We start from the raw sequence: 21,483 nt of genomic DNA, 5'->3' as shown, positions 1-21,483 counted from the left end.
ACGGCCTGGCTCAGGGCCGGTCGTCCGCCGGGCCCACGTGCTCCGCGAGCCAGTCGCCCAGGGGCCGGGTCGCCTTCAGGAAGCCGGCCACGTGGGTCTTGGCCTCCGGTGTGCCGAGCCACGGCTCGACCGGCCACTGCTGCCAGGCCACCAGGCTCTTGTTGCGCAGCAGTTCGATGCGCGGGTGGTCCTTCGGGTAGCCACGCGGCGCGGACTTGAGGCGGTCGTGGGACATGAGCTCGATGTCGGCCCGGGTCAGCTTGGCGATGACGGAGAGCAGGGCCTTGCCTGACTTCTCGTCAGCCGCGGCCTCCCGGTACCGGGCGAGCTGGCCCGGCCCCATCTGGTAGCAACCGCTGCCGGCGCCGAGGCCGTCGGCGGAGAGCTGGACGTAGCCGCCGTGCTCCAGGACCGCCCCGATGTGGGTCTTGTACGGGGACTTGTCCGCCGAGAAGCGGATGTCCCGGTTGGGGCGGAAGATCTTGGCCTCCCCGTACCGGGGCGCCAGCTCCTCCAGCAGGGCCTCCATCGGCTCCCGCACGCAGCGCTCGTAGACGTCCTTGTGGGACGTCCAGTACTCCTTGCTGTTCTCCGCCTCGAGGCCCTCGTAGAACTCGAGGGCCTCGGCCGGCCAACCCTGGAAGCTCATAGTCCGAGGCTAGACCCCGGTTGCGCACGGCGCCGACCGATCGCCCGTCTCGGATAGTAGGAAATCCAAGTATCTGTGGAGACAGTTGGAGAACCTTGTCGTAACGTGAAATGGCAAGCAGTCGGATGGTCTGCCGTATCCACGGCCATGTCCGGCTCGGCCTTCGCGCAGGAGACCCCTGTCCGGCCCGCATCCCCACCAGAAACCGGACCGTACTCTCTCCCCAGGAGTCTCCCCATGCACGCTGTCAAGACGCGTACCCGTCGTACCTCCGCCACCGCCAAGGACCGCGCCCAGGCCGCCGCCGCGCTGCAGCGCGCGCTGGACCGCCGCGACAACGGCGGCGCCACCGGGCACGAGCTGCACACGCAGACCCCGGCCGCCGTCTAGGACCTCACGTCCAGGACCTCAGGAGCTGACGCGGTCCCGCGTGTACGGCCGCTCGACGGCGACGGCGGGGCCGCTCGGCTCCGGCCTGCGCCAGTTCTCCACCGCGCGGGGCACCCGCGCGGACCACCACTTGCGGGCCGGCTCCTCGACGAAGGTGTAGAGCGCCCAGGCGAAGAAGGTGCCGATCGCCGAGGTCACCAGCAGGATCCAGATGTTGCGGTTGCCCGCGGGCTGCCACAGGCCCATGTCGTACATGGCCTGGATGACCAGCTGGTGCACCAGGTAGAAGCAGTACGACCAGGCGCCGAGCAGTACCAGCGGCCGCCAGTGCAGCAGCCCGCGGCGGCCCTCCAGCTCGCGCTGGACGAAGGCGGCGATCAGCAGCACCGACAGCACCGCGACGGTCGGTCGCACGCTCGCCTCGATCTGGATGCCGTAGAAGCCGTAGGGGCCGACCGCGTGCAGCGCGTACACCGGCACGTAGGCGGCGAGTGCCACCAGGACCACCCACGGGCGCAGCCGCATCCGCCAGCCGCGACGGATCGCGAAGGCGAACGCCATGCCGAGGGCGAACTCCGGCAGATAGACCACCGGCGTGCGCAGGATCCAGGACTCCATGGTGGGCGCCTGGTAGTAGGCCCACACGTCCACCGCCCACATGGCCGTCAGCCCCGCCCCGCTGACCAGCATCAGCGTGCGCGTGCGCAGCCGGCCGAACCAGCGGACGAAGAACGGGAAGAGCGCGTAGAACAGCAGCTCGACGCTGAGCGTCCAGGTGACCGGGTTGCCGGGCAGGGTGGGCTGCACCCCGGGGAACCAGGTCTGGAGCAGGAACAGCGAGGAGACGGTGGAGAGCAGGTTGGTGTGGTCCGAGCCCCAGCCGATGTCGTAGAAGAGCAGCATCGCCGGGATCGTGGCGACCAGATGGGCCGGCCAGATCCGCCCGAAGCGACGCCAGTAGTAGCCGCCGAGGCTCTGCCGCCCGGGACGCCAGCTCCAGGTGAGCAGGAAGCCGGAGAGCACGAAGAAGAAGGTGACCCCGTGCGCGCCGATCGTGGACCACGGGTACAGCAGCGGCACCCGGGCGACTCCGCCGTTCTTCGCGAAGCCGTTGAAGTGGTGCACGAACACGGCGAACGCGGCGAAGAACCGCAGGCTGGTCAGCGCGTCGAGGCGCGTCGCCGATCGGCCGGTGTCCCCGCTGTGGTGTATCAGGCGGCGGGGCGCTGCTGAGGTCTGCACCCGGAGACGATATACCGGATCGGGATGTTCACCTTACGGCCGCTTCCCATTCGTACGTTTTGCGCCCCAAATCAGCGCTGCAGCAGCGTGACGTCCACCCGGGACAGGCGGTAGGTGTGCACCACCCGGTACTGCTGCTTCAGCACCGCCAGCTGCGCGTCGAACGGAACGCCGGGGTGGGTGAAGCCGGACGTCTGGCGGACCAGCCAGACGCGGTCGGGGGCGCCCGTGACGCAGGTGGCCGGGTTCTTGCAGTAGGTCGGCCGGTAGGTGCCGTTCGCCTGCGGGGTGCGGGCCATGAAGAACTGGTCGAGCGAGCTCTCGTGGGAGCCGAGGTAGTAGTCCACGCCCAGGTCGATCATGTCGCCCCAGTAGGCCACGTACACCAGGCCGTCCCCCGGGCGCGCGTGGGCGAGGATCGTGTTCGCGGCGCCCTGGTAGGAGAAGTAGGTGTCCAGCGGCCGCAGCGGGTAGCTGATCCACTCGTGGGCCCGGAAGCCGCGCAGCTCGTGCTGGTCGTGCAGGGTGACCGCACCGGTCAGTGCCAGGCCGCAGGCGGCGACCAGGGCCACCCCGCGCCGGCCTGCCAGGGCGGGCAGCGGGCGGGCCGCCCGGCGGCCGATCTCGGCGAGGCCGGCCCCGGCCAGAACCGCCCAGCAGGGCAGCGTGAAGAGCAGGTACCGGGCCAGGAAGTAGGAGGTGCCGAACTCCGACACCACCACCACGGCCAGGATCGGCAGCACCGCACCGGCGGCGGCGACGGCCGGTGCCGGGCCCCGCCCGCGGACCACGCAGAGCCCGGCCAGGACGAACAGTGCGAGCACCACGGCCCCGGCGGTCGAGCCGACCAGGGCCTGGGCCAGGCCGCCGAAGGTGGACCACGGGCGGGTGAGGTCGGGGTGGTGCACCCAGTAGAGCTGCCGGCCGACCTGCGCGTGGCTGAGCAGCAGCAGCGGGGAGAGCGCGGCGGCCACGCAGGCCACGGTGACGCCGAAGCCCACGGCGGGCTTCCACGAGCGGGTGCGGCGCACGTGCAGCAGCACCGCGGCGGCGTGGCCGAGCAGCGCCGTGAGCGCCACCAGGTGCGCGGCGCCCGTGAGTGCCGCCGCCACCCCGTACAGGGCCCAGCGGGTGACGCCGGGGCGCTCCAGGGCGCGCAGCAGGAGCAGCGTCGCCAGAGCCGCGGCCATGACGACGAGCGCGTAGGCGCGTGCCTCCTGGCCGTAGCGCGAGACGGTGGGCAGCAGGGCGAAGAGCACACCGGCGGACAGGCCGGCCGCGCCGCCGAAGAGGCGGCGGCCGACGCAGGCGACGGCCCCGGCGGCCACGGTCATGAACAGCGCGGACGGGACCCGCATGGCGACGGCGGAGAGCCCGAAGGCCTGCGTCCAGGTGTGCAGCACCAGATAGTAGGCGCCGGTGGACGCGTCCACGTTGCCGAGCAGGTGCAGCAGCTCGCCGAAGCTGCGGCTCACCCCGCTCCAGGTGGCGTTCTCGTCCCGCCACAGCTGCGGCCGGCCGATCTGCCAGAGCGTCAGCACCAGGGTCAGCGCGGCGGGCCAGACCCAGACCGGTACGGTCGCCAGGCGCCTCGCCCCGGCCGTGGCCGCACTCCCGGGCCGGGTCCCGCCGGTGGCTATGGACCCGGCTTCGACCTGCTGTGTCATGCCGTCCTCGTGAGGATCTTCCGGGACAGCACGAAGGTGAACGGGATCGCCACGACGGCCGCGACCAGCGGCGCGATCTTGTTGTTCATGCCGACGCCGCTGACCAGCGCGACCGTCCCGACGCTGGTGATCACGTAGTTGGTGATGTTGGTCAGCGGGAAGCGGATGAACTTCGCCCAGGTCGGCTTGGTCCGGTAGGTGAAGTAGGTGTTCATGAAGAACGAGCCGACCATGCTGATCACGAACGCCAGCGTGTAGGCCAGGAAGTACGGCATGTGCGGGTGCAGCAGCAGGTAGCAGCCGTAGAAGGTGGCCGTGTTGACGCCGCCGACCATGCCGAACTTGATGATCTGCCAGAGGTCCTTGCGGTCCACGCGCGCCGTGGTCAAGGTCGTCACCGCCGGTCCAGCCGATCCCCCGCGCGCTCCTTGACCAGGTAGTGCGGGCGTCGCTTCGTCTCGTAGTAGATCCGGCCGATGTACTCGCCGACCAGGCCGATCATGGCCATCTGCAGGCCGCCGAGGCCGACGATCGCCACGATCAGGGTGACATACCCCGGCGCGGTGATCCCGTTGACGATGGCCAGGATGGTGATGATCGCCGCGTAGGCCGCCGCGAGCGCGGTCAGCAGCAGGCCTACGTGGATGCCCAGACGCAGCGGGCGGTTGTTGAAGGAGATCAGACCGTCGATGGCGTAGTTCAGCAGCGAGCTGAAGCGCCACTTGGTCTCGCCCGCCTCGCGGCTCGCGTTCTTGTAGTCGAAGGTGACGGTGTCGAAGCCGATCCAGGAGAACAGGCCCTTGGAGAAGCGGTTGTACTCCTGCAGCGACAGCAGCGCGTCCACGGCCTGACGCGACAGCAGACGGAAGTCGCCCACGCCGTCCGTCAGCTCGACGTCGACCACGCGGTTGATCAGGCGGTAGTAGAGCTTGCTGAACACGGTCCGGACGAACTTGTCGCCCTCGCGGGAGCGCCGCGCGATGACCTGGTCGTGGCCGTGCTGGTAGAGCTCCAGCATCCGCGGGATCAGCGCCGGCGGGTGCTGCAGGTCGGCGTCCATCAGCACGACGGCGTCGCCGGTGGACTCCTTCAGGCCGGCCAGCATGCCGGCCTCCTTGCCGAAGTTGCGGCTGAAGGAGACGTACTTGGTGGTTTCCGGGTTGTCCTTGGCCAGCATCCGCAGCTGGTTCAGGGTCCCGTCACGGCTGCCGTCGTCGACGTAGCAGAGCTCGTACTCGAGCGGCAGCTCGTCGAGCGTCTCCCGGATCTTGGCGTCGAACAGCGCGAGGACGGCTTCCTCGTTGTAGCAGGGGACGACGATCGACAGTCTCATGGGCGATTCCGGGTCGGATCAGGCGCGGGCGCGGGGGAGAGTGGAGCGGCGACGGAGCCAGGCGTAGCCGGGCAGGGAGAGCAGCCCGAGCAGACCCACGCCGGTGCCGGCGAGGCCGGACTTGAGCCCGGGGGGAGTGTACGAGCAGGAGAGGTTCTTGGCCCCGTGGGCTCCCAGCGGGATCCCGAAGAGGCCGTCGTAGTCGACCGGCTTGACGCTGCGTCCGTCGACCGTGCAGCTCCAGCCGTCGCGCACGGTGGTGGCCATGACCGCGTAGCCGGTGCTGCCACTGGGGAGCGTGGCGCTGAAGCCGTGCCCGCCGACCTTGAGGTCGGTCGGCGCGGCGGCCTTCTGTGCGGCGACGGCGCCGTCGAGCCTGCCCGTGTCCAGGCAGCCCAGCACGCCCGCGGGGAGCTTCTGCTCCTTGAACGAGCCGAGCGCCAGCGAGATCTTCCCGTCGGCGCCGACGGTGCCGACCTGGCGCAGGCCCGCCTTGGTCATCGGGTAGGTGCCGGCCAGGTCCGCCGTCTGGCCGTTCACCTGGAGGGTGCCGGCGGCGAAGGCGGTGTTGACGTAGACCGGGGCGCCGACGGTGCAGCCGGTGGCGGTGAAGGTCGGGAAGGCGGAGCCCTTGGCGTGCGCGGGCACGGTGATGCTGCCGTCGGCGTGCTGGGTCGCCGCCGGGCCGCGGGTCTGCGTCAGCGTGGGGACGGTCCACACGTCCGCGCCGAGCAGGTCGTTCATCTTGGCGAAGGGGTTGACCGCCGCCTTGCCGGCCGGCGCGGCGCCGTGCACGGTGAGCAGCGGCGAGGCCGCCTGGTGCCGCTGGACGAAGCCGTTCGGGTTCGTCTTGTCGGTCTCCAGGTAGGAGGTGATGCCGAAGATCGCGCGCGAGGCCGGGTCGGACGGGCTGAAGACGTGCCGGCCGGCCATCGTGTACGGGAAGCCCAGCGCGCCGAGGGCCTCGGCGGTCTGCTGCGGGGTGTAGCTGCTGTAGTAGTCGGCGCCCTGGCCGTTCAGCAGCTCGGAGTCGTTGTTGACGAACAGGTGCGGGCCGGGGTCGGTCCGTGAGACCGGGAAGTCGTTGGTGGCCGCGAGTGCCGCCCTGGCCGCCTTGGTCTGGCTGTTCACGGTGGCGTGCGGAGTGAAGAAGGGCCGGTCCCGGTCGCGCAGCGTGTCGATGGCGTAGACGGACAGCGTGCCGCAGGCGAGGACGGAGAACGCCAGCACCGCGCCGACGGCGCGGGTCGGGCCGGTCTTGCCGCGGGTGAAGTTGAGCGCCAGCAGTCCGCCGAGGGTCAGCGCGCCGCACAGGGCCAGCGTGATCCACACGTACTCCTGCGAGCCGTGGTGCTGCGAGACCGGGCCGAAGGCCGCGCAGAGCACCACCACGAGCAGCAGGCCGGTGCCGCCCAGCAGTTCCCTGGGCTGAGGGCGGCGGCTCAGCGCCAGCCAGGCCACCATGATCGTCATCGCGCTGAAGACGAAGACGTCACGGAACGGGCTGCCGTTCGGCTTCGCGCCGCCCTGCCAGAGGATCAGCGTGGCGGGGAGCATCATCGAGGCCCAGGTCACGGCGAGCATGACCAGCCAGGCCACCCGCTCGCGCACCGGCACGCGCCGGACGAACGGGAAGGTCAGCAGCAGGATCAGCCCGAGCATGCCGACCGCGATGTTCGGCACCGAGGTGCTGTAGCGCGAGGCCGGCAGCAGCATGGCGACCTGGTCGACGATCGACGTCATCTTCAGCGTGGTGTCCGGCATCGGTGCCGCGGACTTGCTGGCGTTCAGCGAGACCAGCAGCACCGGCGCGGCCAGCGCCACGCCGACCACGACCATCCCGGCGGCCCGCGCCAGGCCCAGCAGTTTCGCCCGGCGGTCCTCGTCGCGCAGGAAGACGCGGACGAGAGTGACCAGGCCGATCGCCAGGGTGGCCATCGCCGCGGTGTAGAAGTTGCCGAACCAGCACAGCGCGACCGCCAGCGAGCCCAGCACCCAGCGGCGGCCCTGCAGCGCCCAGTCCGCCGCGATGCCGATCAGCGGCACCGAGACCAGGCCCCAGCACCACATCGGGTCGGGGGAGGCGTCGTTGACGGCCCAGGCGCACAGGCCGAAGCCGACGGCCAGCAGCGCCCGCAGCCACGGCGAGCCGGGACGCAGGCGCCCCAGGTAGTGCGTCATCAGCCCGGTGCCGAGCCCGATGCTCAGCAGCGTGGTGAGGAAGACCGGCAGGTCCACCATGTCGCGCGGGAAGACGACGGTCAGCCACGAGAACGGGTTGGCCAGGTAGGTGAAGGCGTCGCCCAGGAACGGCACGCCGAAGGCGCTGTTCCAGTTGTAGAAGAGGTCGCCGGGGGCGGCGCCGTGCGCCAGGTCCCACAGGTGGGCGTGGAACGGCACGAACTGGTTGCCCAGGTCGTTGATCGCGCGGCCGCGCGAGCCGAAGGGGTAGGTGCCGCGGGCGGCCATGGCGACGCAGTAGGCGAGCATGGCGAGAACCGCGGCCAGCAGACCGGCCAGCAGCTCCGTCCGGGGCCGCAGCGTCGGCACGGGGGAGGTCGCCGCGTCGGGCGCTCCCGTTATGCCGCTCGCCTCGGTCGTGGAATCGGCGGTGGCGGACACCTCTTGCCTACCTGCTTCCTGCGCTTGACACGGGTGTGGGCGACACGCCGACGGCGCGCGCTCACGGGCCGAACTCCGAAGCCTACCGGAGTGCTCAATTCGAATGACTGATCGGTGCGGCGGTGGGCCACTGGGTCAGCGGCGAGTCGGCGCTCGCCCTGGTCTTGCGGATCGAGCTCAGCGTCCCGTCGGAGCCCAGGGCGACGACCACCGCGCGCCCCTTCGCGTCCAGGGCGATGCCGGGCACGTGGACGTGGAACCGGTTGCCGTCGGCCCAGCTGGCCGGGACCCCGGAGGCCGCCGCGACGGAGACCCCGCCGAGGTTGTTCCGGGTGGCCAGGACCAGGCCCGGCGTGCTGCTCGGGTTCACCTCGACGCCGACGACGCGCCCGTAGCCGCCGACGGTGTCCAGGGTGTCGGTGACCCGCCAGCTCTGGCTGCCCTGCGGCAGGTCCGCGACGATCACCTGGGCGCTGTTGGGCTCCCGGTACATCAGCCGGATCGTGCCGTCCTGCAGGGCCAGCGCGGAGACCGGGGTGCACGAGGCGGGCAGGCCCGTCGGCTGGCCCGGTCGCAGCGGGGTCCCCGGACCGTTGGTCGACCACTGCACCACGGCGGTGGTCGCCGCGCCGAAGACGTGCAGGTTGCCGTCGGGGGTCGCGGCCAGGCCGAGGCCGTCCTGGACACCGACCCAGGGCTGCCTCGGGGCCGGGCCGGAGCCGGGCGGCGGAGCGACGGAGGTCCAGCCGGACCAGGCGCCGTTCGCGGGCTGCTGGCGGTAGCTGATCGAGCCGGCCCAGTTGCGGACCACCATGGTGATGGTGCCGTTGCCGTCGGCCAGGACCGAGGGGAAGCCCATCTCGATCGACTTGAGCGGGTCGTTCTCCGGCGAGCCGAGGCTCTGCCAGGCGCCGAAGGTCGGCGCCTGCTGCGCGTCGAAGCCGGTCTGCGCGCAGGTGACCACCTCGCGGAACTGCTTGGTGGCGTCCTGCGCCAGCGTCGTGCGCACCGCGAAGAGCGTCAGTTTGCCGTCCGGGCGCCGGACGGCGGATATCTCGCCGAAGAGGCCGTTGCCGGGGATCCGGATCGGCTCGTTCCAGTCGTCCTGGCCTGCCCGGCGCTCCGTCCAGACCACTGCGCCGCCGTTCACCAGGGCGAACGCGGCCAGGCGGCCGTCGCTCAGCTGCGCGACCCAGTCCGTCGAGCCGGGCGCGGTGGTGCGGGTCGAGCGGGACCAGGGGCCGCTGGCGTAGGTGCTGACCTTGAGGTCGCCGCAGCCGGCCGGGTCGCCGCAGTCGCGGTCGTCGCTCCAGGAGTACAGCTGGGTGGCCTCCTGCTTCGGGCCGAGCAGGACCGGGCCGAGGTTGTTGGGCAGGTTCGCGTTGATGTAGCCGCGGTAGTGCTCGACCGAGGTGTGCTGGGTGGTCTTCGCCGCCGCCCAGAACTCGTTGAGCGCCTGCTGGGCGAAGTAGGTGGCGTAGGTGTGGTCCTGGTGGTCCAGGTACTCCGGGAGCCGCAGTGACGGCACCGGGGGCCCGCCCTTGCCGTTGTCGAAGTTCGGGTCCTGGGCCGGCCGGTGGATCGGGCTCGGGTCCAGGGTGCGCACCACGGTGGGGTTGTACTGGCTGAAGATCCTGACCAGGCTGTCGATCAGGTTCTGCCGGCTGTAGGCGTACTGGCCCTCGACCGGGCTCTCGGTGGGGAGCAGGGTGGGCAGGGTCGCCGTGGCACCGACCCAGAGGCCGCGCAGGCTGACCGGTCGCGGGGCGACCAGCGCCCGCGCCTCCTGCAGCTCCATCCAGTAGATCTTGACGTTCGGGAAGTCCCGCAGCGTGTTCTTCTCGACCTGGAAGCCGGGGACCAGCTCCTCGGTGTCGATCGTCCAGGGGGCGTCCCAGCGGCCGGTCGCCATGTAGGCGTGGGCGGCGCGCAGGCCGTTCATCCGGGCCCGGACGAAGTTCGCGCGGTTGGACGGGAACTTCTTCCCCTTGTCCTTGCGGCGCAGGATCAGCGGCTCGTTCACGCCGTCGGACTCGCCGCCGGTGAGGCAGACGGTGACGGCGGGCGCGCCGGAGGCTATCGCGAGCCGCAGATCGGGGTTGTGGAAGAAGAGGCCGTCGTCCGCGTGCGCGATCACGTGCACATAGGACGCGGCGTGCAGATCCCCGGCCTTCTGGGCGGTCCCGGTGCCACCGCCGGAGTTGTCCGTGGGGCTCGAGTCAGAGGGCATCAGCTGCCACACCCCCGCGGCCCCCAGCACCGTGGCGGCGGCGCCGCCGGTCAGCCACAGAGCCTGACGGCGGGTGATGGGTGCCATCTCCTGAATGTTCCTCATCGCGGGGGGAGCCCTACCAACTCCGGCTTGGGTGTCGCTCGTCTTGCCTAAAGGTTGCCGCTGCACGATAGACCAGACGTGCAAGAGCATGCGGTAAGAGCAGGTTTCTTCGCCCCTTACGCGGTGTTCACCGGAAGGACGCCCAGGAACACGTTCTGGTTCCGTGCCTCCGCGCGGTCCGTATCGCGGACAGTCGATGTCAGCTGATGGACGCGCGGAGTATGGTCGACGACATGTCTCGCACTCTCCGCCTCGCAGTGATCCCTGGTGACGGTATCGGCCAGGAGGTCGTGGCCGAAGGGCTGAAGGTCCTTACCTCGGCCCTCCCCGCCGACGTGAAGGTGGAGACCGCCGAGTACGACCTCGGTGCGCGCCGCTACCACGCGACCGGCGAGACCCTGCCGGACAGCGTGCTGGAGGAGCTCAAGGGCGCCGACGCGATCCTGCTGGGTGCCATCGGCGACCCGTCCGTTCCCTCCGGGGTGCTGGAGCGCGGGCTGCTGCTGAAGCTGCGCTTCGCCTTCGACCACCACGTGAACCTGCGCCCGGGCAAGCTCTTCCCCGGCGTCGCCTCCCCGCTGGCGGGGAACCCGGACATCGACTTCGTCGTGGTCCGCGAGGGCACCGAGGGCCCCTACGTCGGCAACGGCGGCTCGCTGCGCACCGGCACCGACCAGGAGATCGCCACCGAGGTCAGCCTCAACACGGCGTTCGGCATCGAGCGCGTCGTCCGCGACGCCTTCGCCCGCGCGCAGGCGCGCCCGCGCAAGAAGCTGACGCTGGTCCACAAGAACAACGTGCTGGTCCACGCCGGTCACCTGTGGAAGCGGATCTTCGACGCGGTCGCCGCCGAGTACCCCGAGGTCGCCACCGACTACCTGCACGTCGACGCGGCGACGATCTTCTTCGTCACCCAGCCCGAGCGCTTCGACGTGATCGTCACCGACAACCTCTTCGGCGACATCCTGACCGACCTCGCCGCGGCCGTCACCGGCGGCATCGGCCTGGCCGCCTCGGGCAACATCAACCCCTCCGGCGCCTTCCCGTCCATGTTCGAGCCGGTCCACGGCTCCGCCCCGGACATCGCCGGCCAGGGCAAGGCCGACCCGACGGCCACGATCCTGTCGGTCGCCATGCTGCTGGGCCACCTCGGCTACGCCGCGGAGGCCGCGAAGATCGAGGTGGCCGTCGCCGCCGACCTGGCCGAGCGCGCCGCCCTCGCGGCGCCGCGCAGCACCTCGGAGATCGGCGACGCGCTCGCCGCCCGAGTAGCCGGCTGACCCGCCGGCTCCCTCTGCCTCAACCACAGCACCGGGCCGGCGACGGCCCGGTGCTGCGCGTTTGCGCTCCTCACCACACCACCTGGCTGTCGCTCGCAACCCGATCGGTGCGACTATCGACCGTGGGGACTCGCCCCCGCCGAGCACCCCGACCAGACGACACGGTGAAGGACAAACGTCGATGACCTCCCTCTCTATCGAGCTCAAGCCCTCGGCTCACCCGCTTCCCGCCGTCGAGCGGGAGGCCCGCCTGGCCTCTCCCGGCTTCGGTCGCTTCTTCACCGACAACATGGTGACCATCCGCTGGACCGAGGGCCGGGGCTGGCACGACGCGCAGCTGGTGCCCTACGGCCCGCTGGAGATCGACCCCGCCAACATGACCATCCACTACGGTCAGTCGATCTTCGAGGGCCTGAAGGCGTACCGCACCGCCGACGGTCGGATCCAGACCTTCCGTCCCGAGGCCAACGCCCGCCGCTTCCAGGCCTCCGCCGCGCGCCTGGCCATGCCGGAGCTGCCCGAGGAGCTGTTCGTCGGCGCCGTCGAGGCCCTGGTCAACCAGGACCAGGCGTGGGTGCCGACCCAGGAGGAGGCCAGCCTCTACCTGCGCCCCTTCATGTTCGCCACCGAGGTGGGCCTGGGCGTGCGTCCGGCCAACGAGTACCTCTTCATGCTGATCGCCTCCCCGGCCGGCGCCTACTTCCCCGGCGGCGTCAAGCCGGTCTCGGTGTGGATCTCCGAGGAGTACGTCCGTGCCGCCCCCGGCGGGACCGGCGCGGCCAAGTGCGCCGGCAACTACGCCGCGTCGCTGGTCGCCCAGGCCCAGGCCGCCGAGCAGGGCTGCGACCAGGTGGTCTGGCTGGACGCCGTGGAGCGCCGCTGGATCGAGGAGATGGGCGGCATGAACCTCTACTTCGTCTTCGGCGAGGGCGAGAACGCGAAGGTCGTCACCCCCGAGCTGTCCGGCTCGCTGCTGCCCGGCATCACCCGCGACTCGCTGCTCTCCATCGCCGGCGACCTCGGCTACGCCACCGAGGAGCGGAAGATCTCCACCGACGAGTGGCGCGAGGGCAACGCCTCCGGCGCGCTCACCGAGGTCTTCGCCTGCGGCACCGCCGCCGTGATCACCCCGGTCGGCTCGGTCAAGTCCGCCCGTGGCGACTGGCAGGTCGGCGACGGCAAGCCCGGCCCGGTCACCATGAAGCTGCGCGAGACCCTGCTGGCGCTGCAGACCGGTCGGCGCGAGGACACCCACGGCTGGATGCACCCGATCGTCTGACCCCGCCGACTACGAGGACGGCCGCGTATCTCGTATCCCAAGATGCGCGGCCCGTCCTGTGGATTGTGTGCCAGACTGCGAACGTGCCCAAGCTCGCACTGATTATTAGCTGCAGCGCGCCGGCCTGAGTTCTCGGAAGCAGAACCAGCCAGCGTGCAGACCTCTCGCATCCCGCGAGGGGTCTTTTTCGTTCAACGAGCAGCCCCCGCCGACAGGAGATCCCCGGCCATGAGTTCCCTCTCCGACGAATTCCACGTCTTCGACACCACGCTGCGCGACGGCGCGCAGCGCGAGGGCATCAACCTCACCGTCGCGGACAAGCTCGCCATCGCCCGCTACCTGGACGAGTTCGGCGTGGGCTTCATCGAGGGCGGCTGGCCGGGCGCCAACCCGCGGGACACCGAGTTCTTCGCCCGGGCCGCGACCGAACTCAAGCTGGAGAACGCCCAGCTGGTCGCCTTCGGCGCGACGCGGCGAGCCGGCGGCACCGCGGAGGACGACGCCCAGCTGCGCGCGCTCGTGGCCTCCGGCGCACCGGTGGTCACCCTGGTCGCCAAGTCCCACGACCGGCACGTGGACCTGGCGCTGCGCACCACGCTGGACGAGAACCTCGCGATGGTCCGCGACAGCGTCGCGTACCTGCGCGCCCAGGGGAAGCGGGTGTTCATCGACTGCGAGCACTTCTTCGACGGCTACAAGGCCAACCGCACCTACGCCCTCTCCGTCGTCCGCGCCGCGCACGAGGCCGGCGCCGACGTCGTGGTGCTCTGCGACACCAACGGCGGCATGCTGCCCGGCGGCGTCCGTGAGATCGTCGCCGACGTCCTCGCCGAGACCGGCGCGCGCCTGGGCATCCACGCCCAGGACGACACCGGCTGCGCCGTCGCCAACACCCTCGCCGCGGTGGACGCGGGCGCGACGCACGTGCAGTGCACCGCCAACGGCTACGGCGAGCGGGTCGGCAACGCCAACCTCTTCCCGGTCGTCGGCGCGCTGGAGCTGAAGCACGACCGGCGTGTGCTGCCGGAGGGCCGCCTGGCGGAGATGACCCGGATCTCGCACGCGATCTCCGAGGTCGTCAACCTCACCCCCTCCACGCACCAGCCCTACGTCGGCGTCTCAGCCTTCGCCCACAAGGCCGGCCTGCACGCCTCGGCGATCAAGGTCGACCCCGACCTCTACCAGCACACCGATCCGGCCCTGGTGGGCAACACCATGCGGATGCTCGTCTCCGACATGGCGGGCCGCGCCTCGGTCGAGCTCAAGGGCCGGGAGCTCGGCTACGACCTGTCCACCGACCGTGAGTTGGCGGGCCGCGTGGTCGACCGGGTCAAGGAGAAGGAGCTCGCCGGCTACACCTTCGAGGCCGCCGACGCCTCCTTCGAACTGCTGCTCCGCGCCGAGGTGCAGGGCGCGCAGGACCGCTTCTTCACCCTCGAGTCCTGGCGCGCGATCGCCGAGCAGCGGGCCGACGGCTCGACGGCCAACGAGGCCACGGTGAAGCTCTGGGCCAAGGGTGAGCGCCTCGTCGCCACGGGGGAGGGCAACGGTCCCGTCGACGCGCTGGACGCCGCGCTGCGGGCCGCCGTGGGCCGCTTCTACCCGCAGCTGGCCAAGCTGGAACTGACGGACTACAAGGTCCGCATCCTGGAGGGCCAGCACGGCACGGGCTCCAAGACCCGCGTCCTCATCGAGACCACCGACGGCGAGTCCACCTGGTCCACGGTCGGCGTCGCCGAGAACGTCATCGGCGCCTCCTGGCAGGCCCTGGACGACGCCTACACCTTCGGTCTCGTGCGCGCCGGCCTGAATCCCTGACGAAACGCCGAAGGGGCGCGAGGAGGGTTCCTCGCGCCCCTTTCGGCTGTTCGGCGACTTACCGCAGGCGGGCGAGCAGGGCGTGCTCGACCAGGGTGATCAGCGCGGACTTGGCGCTGTCACGGCGGCGGGCGTCCGTGGTGATGATCGGGGTGTCCGGGCCCAGCTGGAGGGCCTCGCGGACCTCGTCCGGGGTGTGGGTCTGGCTGCCGTCGAAGGCGTTGATCGCGACGATGAACGGCAGGCCGCTGTTCTCGAAGTAGTCGATCGCGGGGAAGCAGTCCGCCAGGCGGCGGGTGTCCACGAGCACGACGGCGCCGATCGCGCCGCGGACCAGGTCGTCCCACATGAACCAGAAGCGGTCCTGGCCCGGAGTCCCGAACAGGTAGAGGATCAGGTCCTCGTCGAGGGTGATGCGGCCGAAGTCCATGGCGACCGTCGTGGTCGTCTTGCCGCTGACGTGGCTGAGGTCGTCGATCCCGGCCGAGGCCGAGGTCATCACGGCCTCGGTACGCAGCGGGTTGATCTCCGAGACCGCGCCGACGAGGGTCGTCTTGCCCACGCCGAAGCCGCCCGCCACCACGATCTTCGCGGAGGTCGTGCTGCGGCCCCCGGTCGCGGCCGGGGCAGTCGGCCTAGAGCTTGCGAAGTCCACTGAGCACCCTTTCGAGCAGTGTCACATCAGGCGTTCCGCCGGATTCGCCCCCGGCGGCAGGCTGGTGGATCGCGACGAGGCCGGACTCGGCCAGGTCCGCGACGAGGATGCGGGCCACACCGAGCGGCATCGACAGCAGCGCCGAGATCTCGGCGACCGACTTGATGTCGTTGCACAGGCTGCAGATGCGCTGGTGCTCGGGCAGCAGCGAACCGATCCGCTCCGGGGCGGCCGTGGTCGACACCAGCGCCTCGATGGCGAGCTGGTACCGCGGACGCGTCCGGCCGCCGGTCATCGCGTACGGGCGGATGAGCGGCTCCTCGTCCGGCTCCGGCTCGACCGGCGCCTGCGGGCGCCCGTTGTGCGGTGCGGACTGCTGCTGCCACTCCTGCGGCTGCTGGTCCTGCCAGTAGCCGGACTGCCCGGCGTGGGGCGCCTGGTGGTAACCGGGGTACCCAGGAGCCGGGGCGTAGCCGCCGGCGGGACCGCCGAACGCGTCATGGCCTGTTCCCGGATAGGCAGCGCCGTACTGGCCGTTCTGGTCCTCGGGCGGTGTCACGGTTCCTCCTCACAGTCGAAATGGTGCGGACGTGGTTCGCTTCGGCGTCAGCTGACGCCGTTTCAGTGCAGAAGGCTGCCCTGCAGTTCGGCGCGGAGCGCCGGAGTGAGCACCGTACCGGCTCGGTCGACCAGGAGCGCCATCTCGTAGCCGACCAGGCCGATGTCGCTGTCCGGAGAGGCGAGCACAGCGAGGGAGGAGCCGTCGGAGACGGCCATGAGGAAGAGGAAGCCGCGCTCCATCTCCACGACGGTCTGGGTGACCTTGCCGCCCTCGAAGATGCGGGACGCGCCCTGGGTCAGCGAGGTGAGGCCGGAGGCGACGGCGGCGAGCTGGTCGGCCCGGTCGCGGGGGAAGCCGTCCGACATGGCGAGCAGCAGACCGTCAGCCGAGACCACCACGGTGTGCGAGACCCCGGGGGTGTTGTCGACGAAGTTGGTGATCAACCAGTTGAGGTTCTGGGCCGCCTGGCTCATCTGACTCATCTTGGATCAACGCTCCTGGGGGTTGGTGCCGTACGGGCCAGAGCCCTGGTGGGGGGTGTCGCCCGCGTTGTGTCCTTGCTGGATGCCGCGGCGCAGGTTGGTCAGCCTGCCCCGGACCTCCTCGGGGGAGCGGGACAGCTGGGGCTGCGACGACGTCGGATCGGGGTTGCCTGCGGCGTCCGGGTCCTGGATCTGACCGGGCAGCAGGTTCTGGCGGGGCACGCGCCGGGGCAGACCGGCCGTGGTGGTGCCGCCGTCGCTGGTCTCCCGGGCCGCGGATCCGGCCGGGCCGGCCGCCGGCAGCGCGGCCGCGGGGCGGCCGTTCGCGGGCGGCATGACCGGCATGGCGCTGGTGGTCTGGCCGGACTCCTTGGCCCCGGTGAACCAGTTGGGGCGCTCGCCGGTCTCCCGGGCGCCGATGGCGTTGCCGCCGAGCGCGGCGCCGGGGCGCCGGGTCGGCAGGCCGCCGGGGGCCCCGGCGGACGGCTGTGCGCCCTGCGTGGGGGCCGGGCCGGGCTCGTACCCCTGGCTGCCGGTGCCGTAGTGCTGCATGCCCGGGGTGGAGCCGGGGGTCAGGTAGGTGTCCTCGCCGTACTCCGCGCCGTAGCCGCCCTGTTCGGCGACGCCGGACTCGAAGTTCTGGGCGGTGTAGCGACCGGCCTCGTAGCCGCCGTCCTGGGCCGGGTAGCCGGACGACTGCCGGCCGTGACCGCGGTCCTGGCCGAGGTCCTGCGGGTGGCCGGTCGGGGCCTCCGCGCCGTAACCACGGCTGTAGCCGCCGCCGGAGTCGGCGCCGTACTGTGCCCCGAACTCGGCGCGGTACTCGGCGTCGAAGTCCCGGCCACCGGCGCTCTGGCCGAAGTTCTGGCCGCTGAGGTTCTGGCCGCTGAGGTTCTGGCCGCTGAGGTTCTGACCGCCGAGGTTCTGACCGCCGAGGTTCTGGCCGCCGAGGTTCTGGCCACCGAGGTTCTGGCCGCCGCCGTACGGCTGGCCGTCGAACCCGCCGTACTCCGCGGCCGGAGCCTGGGGGGCGCCGGGGGCGTACGGGTCGCCCGACTCCAGCGCGGCCTGCTGGCGGCGCTGGCCGAGGCGCAGCGAGCGCTGCACCGAGTCCAGGGCCGAACCGTCGCCGGGCTCCAGGGACCGGTCGTAGCGGCTGTCGTCGAAGCCCAGCTCGCTCGCGGTGCGCATGCCCTGCGCGTCGCCGCCCTGCCCCGAGTCGGGGTAGATGCGGGAGACGGTGAACTCCTCCTCGGGCTGCGTGACGGCGCCGACCTGGGTGAGCCGCTCGGGCAGCATGACCAGCGAGGTGGTGCCGGCGGACTCGCCGGAGGGGCGCAGCTGGACCCGGACGTCGTGGCGCTCGGCCAGGCGGCCGACCACGAAGAGGCCCATCTGGCGGGAGACGGAGGCGTCCACGGTGGGCGGGTCGGCCAGCTTGGCGTTGATCTCCGCGAAGTCGTCGGCGGTCAGGCCGATGCCCTTGTCGTGGATCTCGACCAGCACGCGCTGGTCGGGCAGGCGGGTCGCGGTGACCCGGACCTTGGTCTGCGGGCTGGAGAAGGTGGTGGCGTTCTCCAGCAGCTCGGCGAGCAGGTGCACGAGGTCGGTGACCGCGGGACCGACCACGTCGGTCTCGGGTATGCCGGCCAGCTCGACGCGCTCGTACTGCTCCACCTCGGAGGCGGCCGCGCGGAGCACGTCCACCAGCGGGATCGGCTCACCCCAGGTACGCCCGGCGTCCTCGCCCGCGAGAACCAGCAGGTTCTCGCCGTTGCGGCGCATGCGGGTGGCCAGGTGGTCGAGCTTGAAGAGGTTCTCCAGCTGGTCCGGGTCGGCCTCGTTGTTCTCCAGGTCCGTGATCAGCGCCAGCTGGCGCTCGATCAGGCCGTGAGACCGGCGGGACAGGTTGGTGAAGATCGCGTTGACGTTGCCACGGAGCATGGCCTGCTCGGCGGCGAGTCGGATGGCTTCGCTGTGGACCTCGTCGAAGGCGCGGGCGACCTCGGCGATCTCGTCCTTGCCGGACACCTGGATCGGGGCGACCGTCAGGTCGACCTTGCCCGGGTCGGTCTTGGAGAGCTGACGCACCAGGTCGGGCAGGCGCTGCTGGGCGATCTGCTGGGCGCCGTCCCGCAGGCGGCGCATGTTGCGGATCATCGAGCGGGCGACCATCGCGCTGATCAGGCCGGCCAGCAGGACGGCGCCGAGCACGATGGCGCCGTTCATGATCGCGTCGTTGCGGGCCTTGTTGGCGTCGGCCGAGGCCTGCTGCACGGAGGTGGAGGTCAGCTGCTTCTCGACGCCGCGGAAGGCGTTGAACGAGAGAGTCATGACGGCCGTCCAGTTCTGGACGGTGACACCCTTCGCGGCCAGCTGCTTGTTGCTCAGCGAGCCGCTGGCGATGTCGTTCACCATGTCCTGGATGTTGGCCGGCGGAGGCACGTAGCTCTTGCCGGCCTGCGCGGCCTGCTGCGCGGCCTGGGTGGCCAGGGTCTTGCCCTGCTGCGCCGCCTGGGCCTCCGCGTTGGCGAGGGCCTGCTTGAACTGCGGGTCGGCCGCGTTGTCGAACTCGTTCTCGGCGACCTGCTCCAGGAAGAGGAAGCTCCACAGGTGGATCATCTGGCTCTGGCGGCCGGTGATCTCGTCCTTGGTGGTGGGCACCTTCTCCAGCAGCATGTGCAGGCCGATGGCGCGGTCCACCGACATCGCGTCCTTGGTGAGCGTGATGGCGTAGATGGAGCGGGCGTCGGAGTTGATGCTGCTGCCGTTGCCGACGACGAGCTCGTTGTCGAGAGCCTGGAGCGCGGACAGAAGGTGGGAGTATCCCTCTTCGGTCTGGGTGTCGTACGTCTGGTAGGTGCCGTTCCGGAGGTCGGTCAGGCCCTTCAGTTCCGCGTTGGCCGTCTTGACACGGTCCTGGAGGTGACCCACGTTCGGTGCGTTCGCAGCCAGCGCCTGGAAGTTCGAGATCGCGGCGTTGCTCTTCGCCTGGGCCTCGGTGACCACCGGATTCTTCGTGTCGCCCTTGATCAGGTACGGCAGTGAGCTGTCGCGTTCCTCGTCCAGGTCCTGTGCGACCTCGGTCGCCGCCTCGACGATCTGCGCGGTCTTCACCGCGTCCTGGGCTGCCTTCCACGTGGTGTAGGAGCTCTGGACGCGTAGGCCGGCGAAGGCCAGTGCCGTGACGACCGGGACCAAGAGGATCGCGATCAGCTTGAAGGGCAGGCGGCGATTGCTCAGGGAGAGCCGACCCGCAGGCCGGACCTTGGGTGCGCTACCGGCACCTGGAGCTGCCTCGTTGTGGCTCACTCGACTCAACCTCTCGGCCGGGGCGGCCTTGTCGTGCATCCGGGGGTCATCCGGCGGTGGCTGGCATTTCAGCACGGGCGAATGGCCTGGGCCAAACACCCTCCGGTTCGTTGGGATCCAGCTGTAAATGGGACATAAACACCCACGGGCGGCGAATGTCCACGCTGCTGTGGGCACAGCGTGTGCGTTCGCCTACCGCTGGTGAGAGCCGGGTGGGAAATGCGTGCCGAACCGTTATAGAAAGTTCAGCGCGCGGTCGTCCCCGGCTCGGGAACGGTGACGGCGTCCGTCGGGGGTCTCAGCGCAGCCTGGCGAGCAGCGCGTGCTCGACGAGCGTGATCAGCGCCGACTTGGCGCTGTCCCGTCGTCGTGCGTCCGTGGCGATGATCGGTGTGTCGGGCCCCAACTGGAGCGCGTCGCGCACCTCTTCGGGGCTGTGGGTGGCGAAGCCGTCGAAGTTGTTCAGCGCGACGATGAACGGCAGGCCGCTGTTCTCGAAGTAGTCGATGGCCGGGAAGCAGTCCGCCAGGCGGCGGGTGTCGACCAGGACGACGGCGCCGATCGCGCCGCGGACCAGGTCGTCCCACATGAACCAGAAGCGGTCCTGGCCCGGCGTGCCGAACAGGTAGAGGATCAGATCCGCATCGAGGGTGATGCGGCCGAAGTCCATGGCGACCGTGGTCGTGGTCTTGCCACCGACGTGGGTCAGGTCGTCGATCCCGGCCGAGGCCGAGGTCATCACGGCCTCGGTGCGCAGCGGGTTGATCTCGGACACCGCGCCGACGAGGGTGGTCTTGCCCACGCCGAAGCCGCCCGCCACCACGATCTTCGCGGAGGTGGTGGCCCTGGCGGCCATGGCCGGACTAGAGCTTGCGAAGTCCACTGAGCACCCTTTCGAGCAGCGTGACGTCGGGGGCGCCGCCGGTCTCGGAGGCGGCCGCGGGCTGGTGGATGGCGACCAGGCCGGCCTCGGCCAGGTCGGCGACGAGGATGCGGGCGACACCCAGCGGCATGGGGACGAGGGCGGAGACCTCCGCCACCGACTTCACCTCGCGGCACAGGTTCACGATCCGCGCGTGCTCCGGCAGCAGGGTGCCGGAACGGTAGGCCTGTGGCGTGCTCGTCACCAGCGCCTCGATGGCGAGCTGGTAGCGCGGACGAGTCCGGCCGCCCGTCATCGCATACGGGCGCACCAGCGGCTGGCGTGCGCCGCCGTGGCCTCCGTGCGGTGTCGTCATCGGTCCTCCTAGTGCGCTGCAGCGGCCGTCGTGCTTTCCGCGGCGAGGCGGGTCCTGCGTGTTGCGGGCCTGGCGTGCTGCGGGGTGCTGCTCGTGGTGCCTGAGGGTCGTCCTCCCCGGGGCCGAAGCCTCGGGCAGGAGTGGCACCGGAGTGTACGGGGCCCACGGCCCGTGAGAACCGACCGGGTCGGGATTCACGGGCCGAGGTGGTCTATCTCTCATCGGTCCTTCACGGAACCGACACCACGTCAGTGCAGCAGGCTGCCTTGGAGTTCGGCGCGGAGCGCCGGGGTCAGCACCGTGCCGGCGCGGTCCACGAGCAGCGCCATCTCGTAGCCCACCAGGCCGATGTCGCTGTCCGGAGAGGCGAGCACGGCGAGGGAGGAGCCGTCGGAGACGGCCATGAGGAAGAGGAAGCCGCGCTCCATCTCCACCACGGTCTGCGAGACCTTGCCGCCCTCGAAGATCCGGGACGCGCCCTGGGTCAGCGAGGTGAGGCCGGAGGCCACCGCCGCGAGCTGGTCCGCCCGGTCCCGGGGGAAGCCCTCGGACATCGCGAGCAGCAGACCGTCAGCGGAGACCACCACGGTGTGCGACACCCCGGGGGTGTTGTCGACGA

At 70.8% G+C, this 21,483-nt stretch carries 18 protein-coding genes; 4 read left to right on the top strand and 14 right to left on the bottom strand.

Annotation, left to right across the window (positions count from 1 at the left end; all coding sequences use genetic code 11):
- Positions 1 to 10 precede the first annotated feature (10 nt).
- Positions 11 to 649, bottom strand: coding sequence for a DUF2461 domain-containing protein (locus tag DN069_RS29550; protein ID WP_111506137.1), 639 nt, complete (start codon positions 647 to 649; stop codon positions 11 to 13).
- A gap of 237 nt (positions 650 to 886) precedes the next feature.
- Here DN069_RS29550 and DN069_RS40410 point away from each other — a divergent pair, with 237 nt between their 5' ends.
- On the top strand, positions 887 to 1,039 hold the full coding sequence (locus tag DN069_RS40410; protein ID WP_165845697.1) for a hypothetical protein: 153 nt from the start codon (positions 887 to 889) through the stop codon (positions 1,037 to 1,039).
- Positions 1,040 to 1,057: 18 nt separating this feature from the next.
- Here the strand turns inward: DN069_RS40410 and DN069_RS29545 are convergent, their stop codons facing one another.
- From DN069_RS29545 to DN069_RS29520, 6 genes are all read right to left on the bottom strand, one after another.
- The gene (locus DN069_RS29545; protein WP_111506135.1) at positions 1,058 to 2,281 is read right to left on the bottom strand and encodes an acyltransferase family protein; all 1,224 of its coding nucleotides are present in this window, start codon (positions 2,279 to 2,281) and stop codon (positions 1,058 to 1,060) included.
- Between the two features lie 71 nt (positions 2,282 to 2,352).
- Positions 2,353 to 3,948, bottom strand: coding sequence for a glycosyltransferase family 39 protein (locus DN069_RS29540; protein ID WP_111506133.1), 1,596 nt, complete (start codon positions 3,946 to 3,948; stop codon positions 2,353 to 2,355).
- On the bottom strand, positions 3,945 to 4,283 hold the full coding sequence (locus DN069_RS29535; RefSeq protein WP_111506207.1) for a GtrA family protein: 339 nt from the start codon (positions 4,281 to 4,283) through the stop codon (positions 3,945 to 3,947). The genes DN069_RS29540 and DN069_RS29535 overlap by 4 nt, the downstream gene beginning before the upstream one ends.
- A 59-nt stretch (positions 4,284 to 4,342) precedes the next feature.
- Complete coding sequence (locus DN069_RS29530; protein WP_111506131.1) at positions 4,343 to 5,281, bottom strand: glycosyltransferase family 2 protein; 939 nt, start codon at positions 5,279 to 5,281, stop codon at positions 4,343 to 4,345.
- Positions 5,282 to 5,299: 18 nt separating this feature from the next.
- Complete coding sequence (locus tag DN069_RS29525; RefSeq protein WP_111506129.1) at positions 5,300 to 7,903, bottom strand: YfhO family protein; 2,604 nt, start codon at positions 7,901 to 7,903, stop codon at positions 5,300 to 5,302.
- Positions 7,904 to 7,997: 94 nt separating this feature from the next.
- A complete protein-coding gene (locus DN069_RS29520; protein WP_165845696.1) occupies positions 7,998 to 10,220 on the bottom strand; it encodes a PLL family lectin in 2,223 nt (740 codons plus the stop codon).
- Between the two features lie 251 nt (positions 10,221 to 10,471).
- Here DN069_RS29520 and DN069_RS29515 point away from each other — a divergent pair, with 251 nt between their 5' ends.
- From DN069_RS29515 to cimA, 3 genes are all read left to right on the top strand, one after another.
- Entirely contained in the window at positions 10,472 to 11,518 is a 1,047-nt protein-coding gene (locus DN069_RS29515) for a 3-isopropylmalate dehydrogenase (protein WP_111506206.1), read from the top strand.
- A gap of 181 nt (positions 11,519 to 11,699) precedes the next feature.
- A complete protein-coding gene (locus tag DN069_RS29510; protein WP_111506125.1) occupies positions 11,700 to 12,797 on the top strand; it encodes a branched-chain amino acid aminotransferase in 1,098 nt (365 codons plus the stop codon).
- 228 nt (positions 12,798 to 13,025) lie between these two features.
- A complete protein-coding gene (cimA, locus tag DN069_RS29505; protein WP_111506123.1) occupies positions 13,026 to 14,615 on the top strand; it encodes a citramalate synthase in 1,590 nt (529 codons plus the stop codon).
- 58 nt (positions 14,616 to 14,673) lie between these two features.
- On the opposite strand, the gene DN069_RS29500 is transcribed toward cimA, so the two are convergent.
- The 7 genes from DN069_RS29500 to DN069_RS29470 form a co-directional block, all read right to left on the bottom strand.
- Positions 14,674 to 15,270 (bottom strand): GTP-binding protein, encoded by a 597-nt coding sequence (locus DN069_RS29500; RefSeq protein WP_111506121.1) that lies wholly within the window; start codon positions 15,268 to 15,270, stop codon positions 14,674 to 14,676.
- Positions 15,251 to 15,829, bottom strand: a complete 579-nt coding sequence (locus DN069_RS29495; protein ID WP_111506119.1) for a DUF742 domain-containing protein — start codon at positions 15,827 to 15,829, stop codon at positions 15,251 to 15,253. The genes DN069_RS29500 and DN069_RS29495 overlap by 20 nt, the downstream gene beginning before the upstream one ends.
- 62 nt (positions 15,830 to 15,891) lie before the next feature.
- Positions 15,892 to 16,305, bottom strand: a complete 414-nt coding sequence (locus DN069_RS29490; protein WP_111506117.1) for a roadblock/LC7 domain-containing protein — start codon at positions 16,303 to 16,305, stop codon at positions 15,892 to 15,894.
- A 15-nt stretch (positions 16,306 to 16,320) separates the two neighbouring features.
- The gene (locus DN069_RS29485) at positions 16,321 to 19,626 is read right to left on the bottom strand and encodes a sensor histidine kinase (RefSeq protein WP_243639893.1); all 3,306 of its coding nucleotides are present in this window, start codon (positions 19,624 to 19,626) and stop codon (positions 16,321 to 16,323) included.
- Positions 19,627 to 19,924: 298 nt separating this feature from the next.
- Positions 19,925 to 20,509, bottom strand: a complete 585-nt coding sequence (locus DN069_RS29480) for a GTP-binding protein (RefSeq protein WP_111506113.1) — start codon at positions 20,507 to 20,509, stop codon at positions 19,925 to 19,927.
- Positions 20,490 to 20,864, bottom strand: a complete 375-nt coding sequence (locus DN069_RS29475; protein WP_111506111.1) for a DUF742 domain-containing protein — start codon at positions 20,862 to 20,864, stop codon at positions 20,490 to 20,492. The genes DN069_RS29480 and DN069_RS29475 overlap by 20 nt, the downstream gene beginning before the upstream one ends.
- 248 nt (positions 20,865 to 21,112) lie before the next feature.
- Positions 21,113 to 21,483, bottom strand: a 371-nt coding sequence (locus DN069_RS29470; RefSeq protein WP_111506109.1) for a roadblock/LC7 domain-containing protein, incomplete at its 5' end; no start/stop codon positions are given.

Origin of the sequence: Streptacidiphilus pinicola (genome assembly GCF_003258295.1) — a bacterium.
Lineage (GTDB): Bacteria > Actinomycetota > Actinomycetes > Streptomycetales > Streptomycetaceae > Streptacidiphilus > Streptacidiphilus pinicola.
The sequence above is the reverse complement of the archived record's forward strand: the minus strand, read 5'-3'. Positions and strand labels throughout refer to the sequence as shown.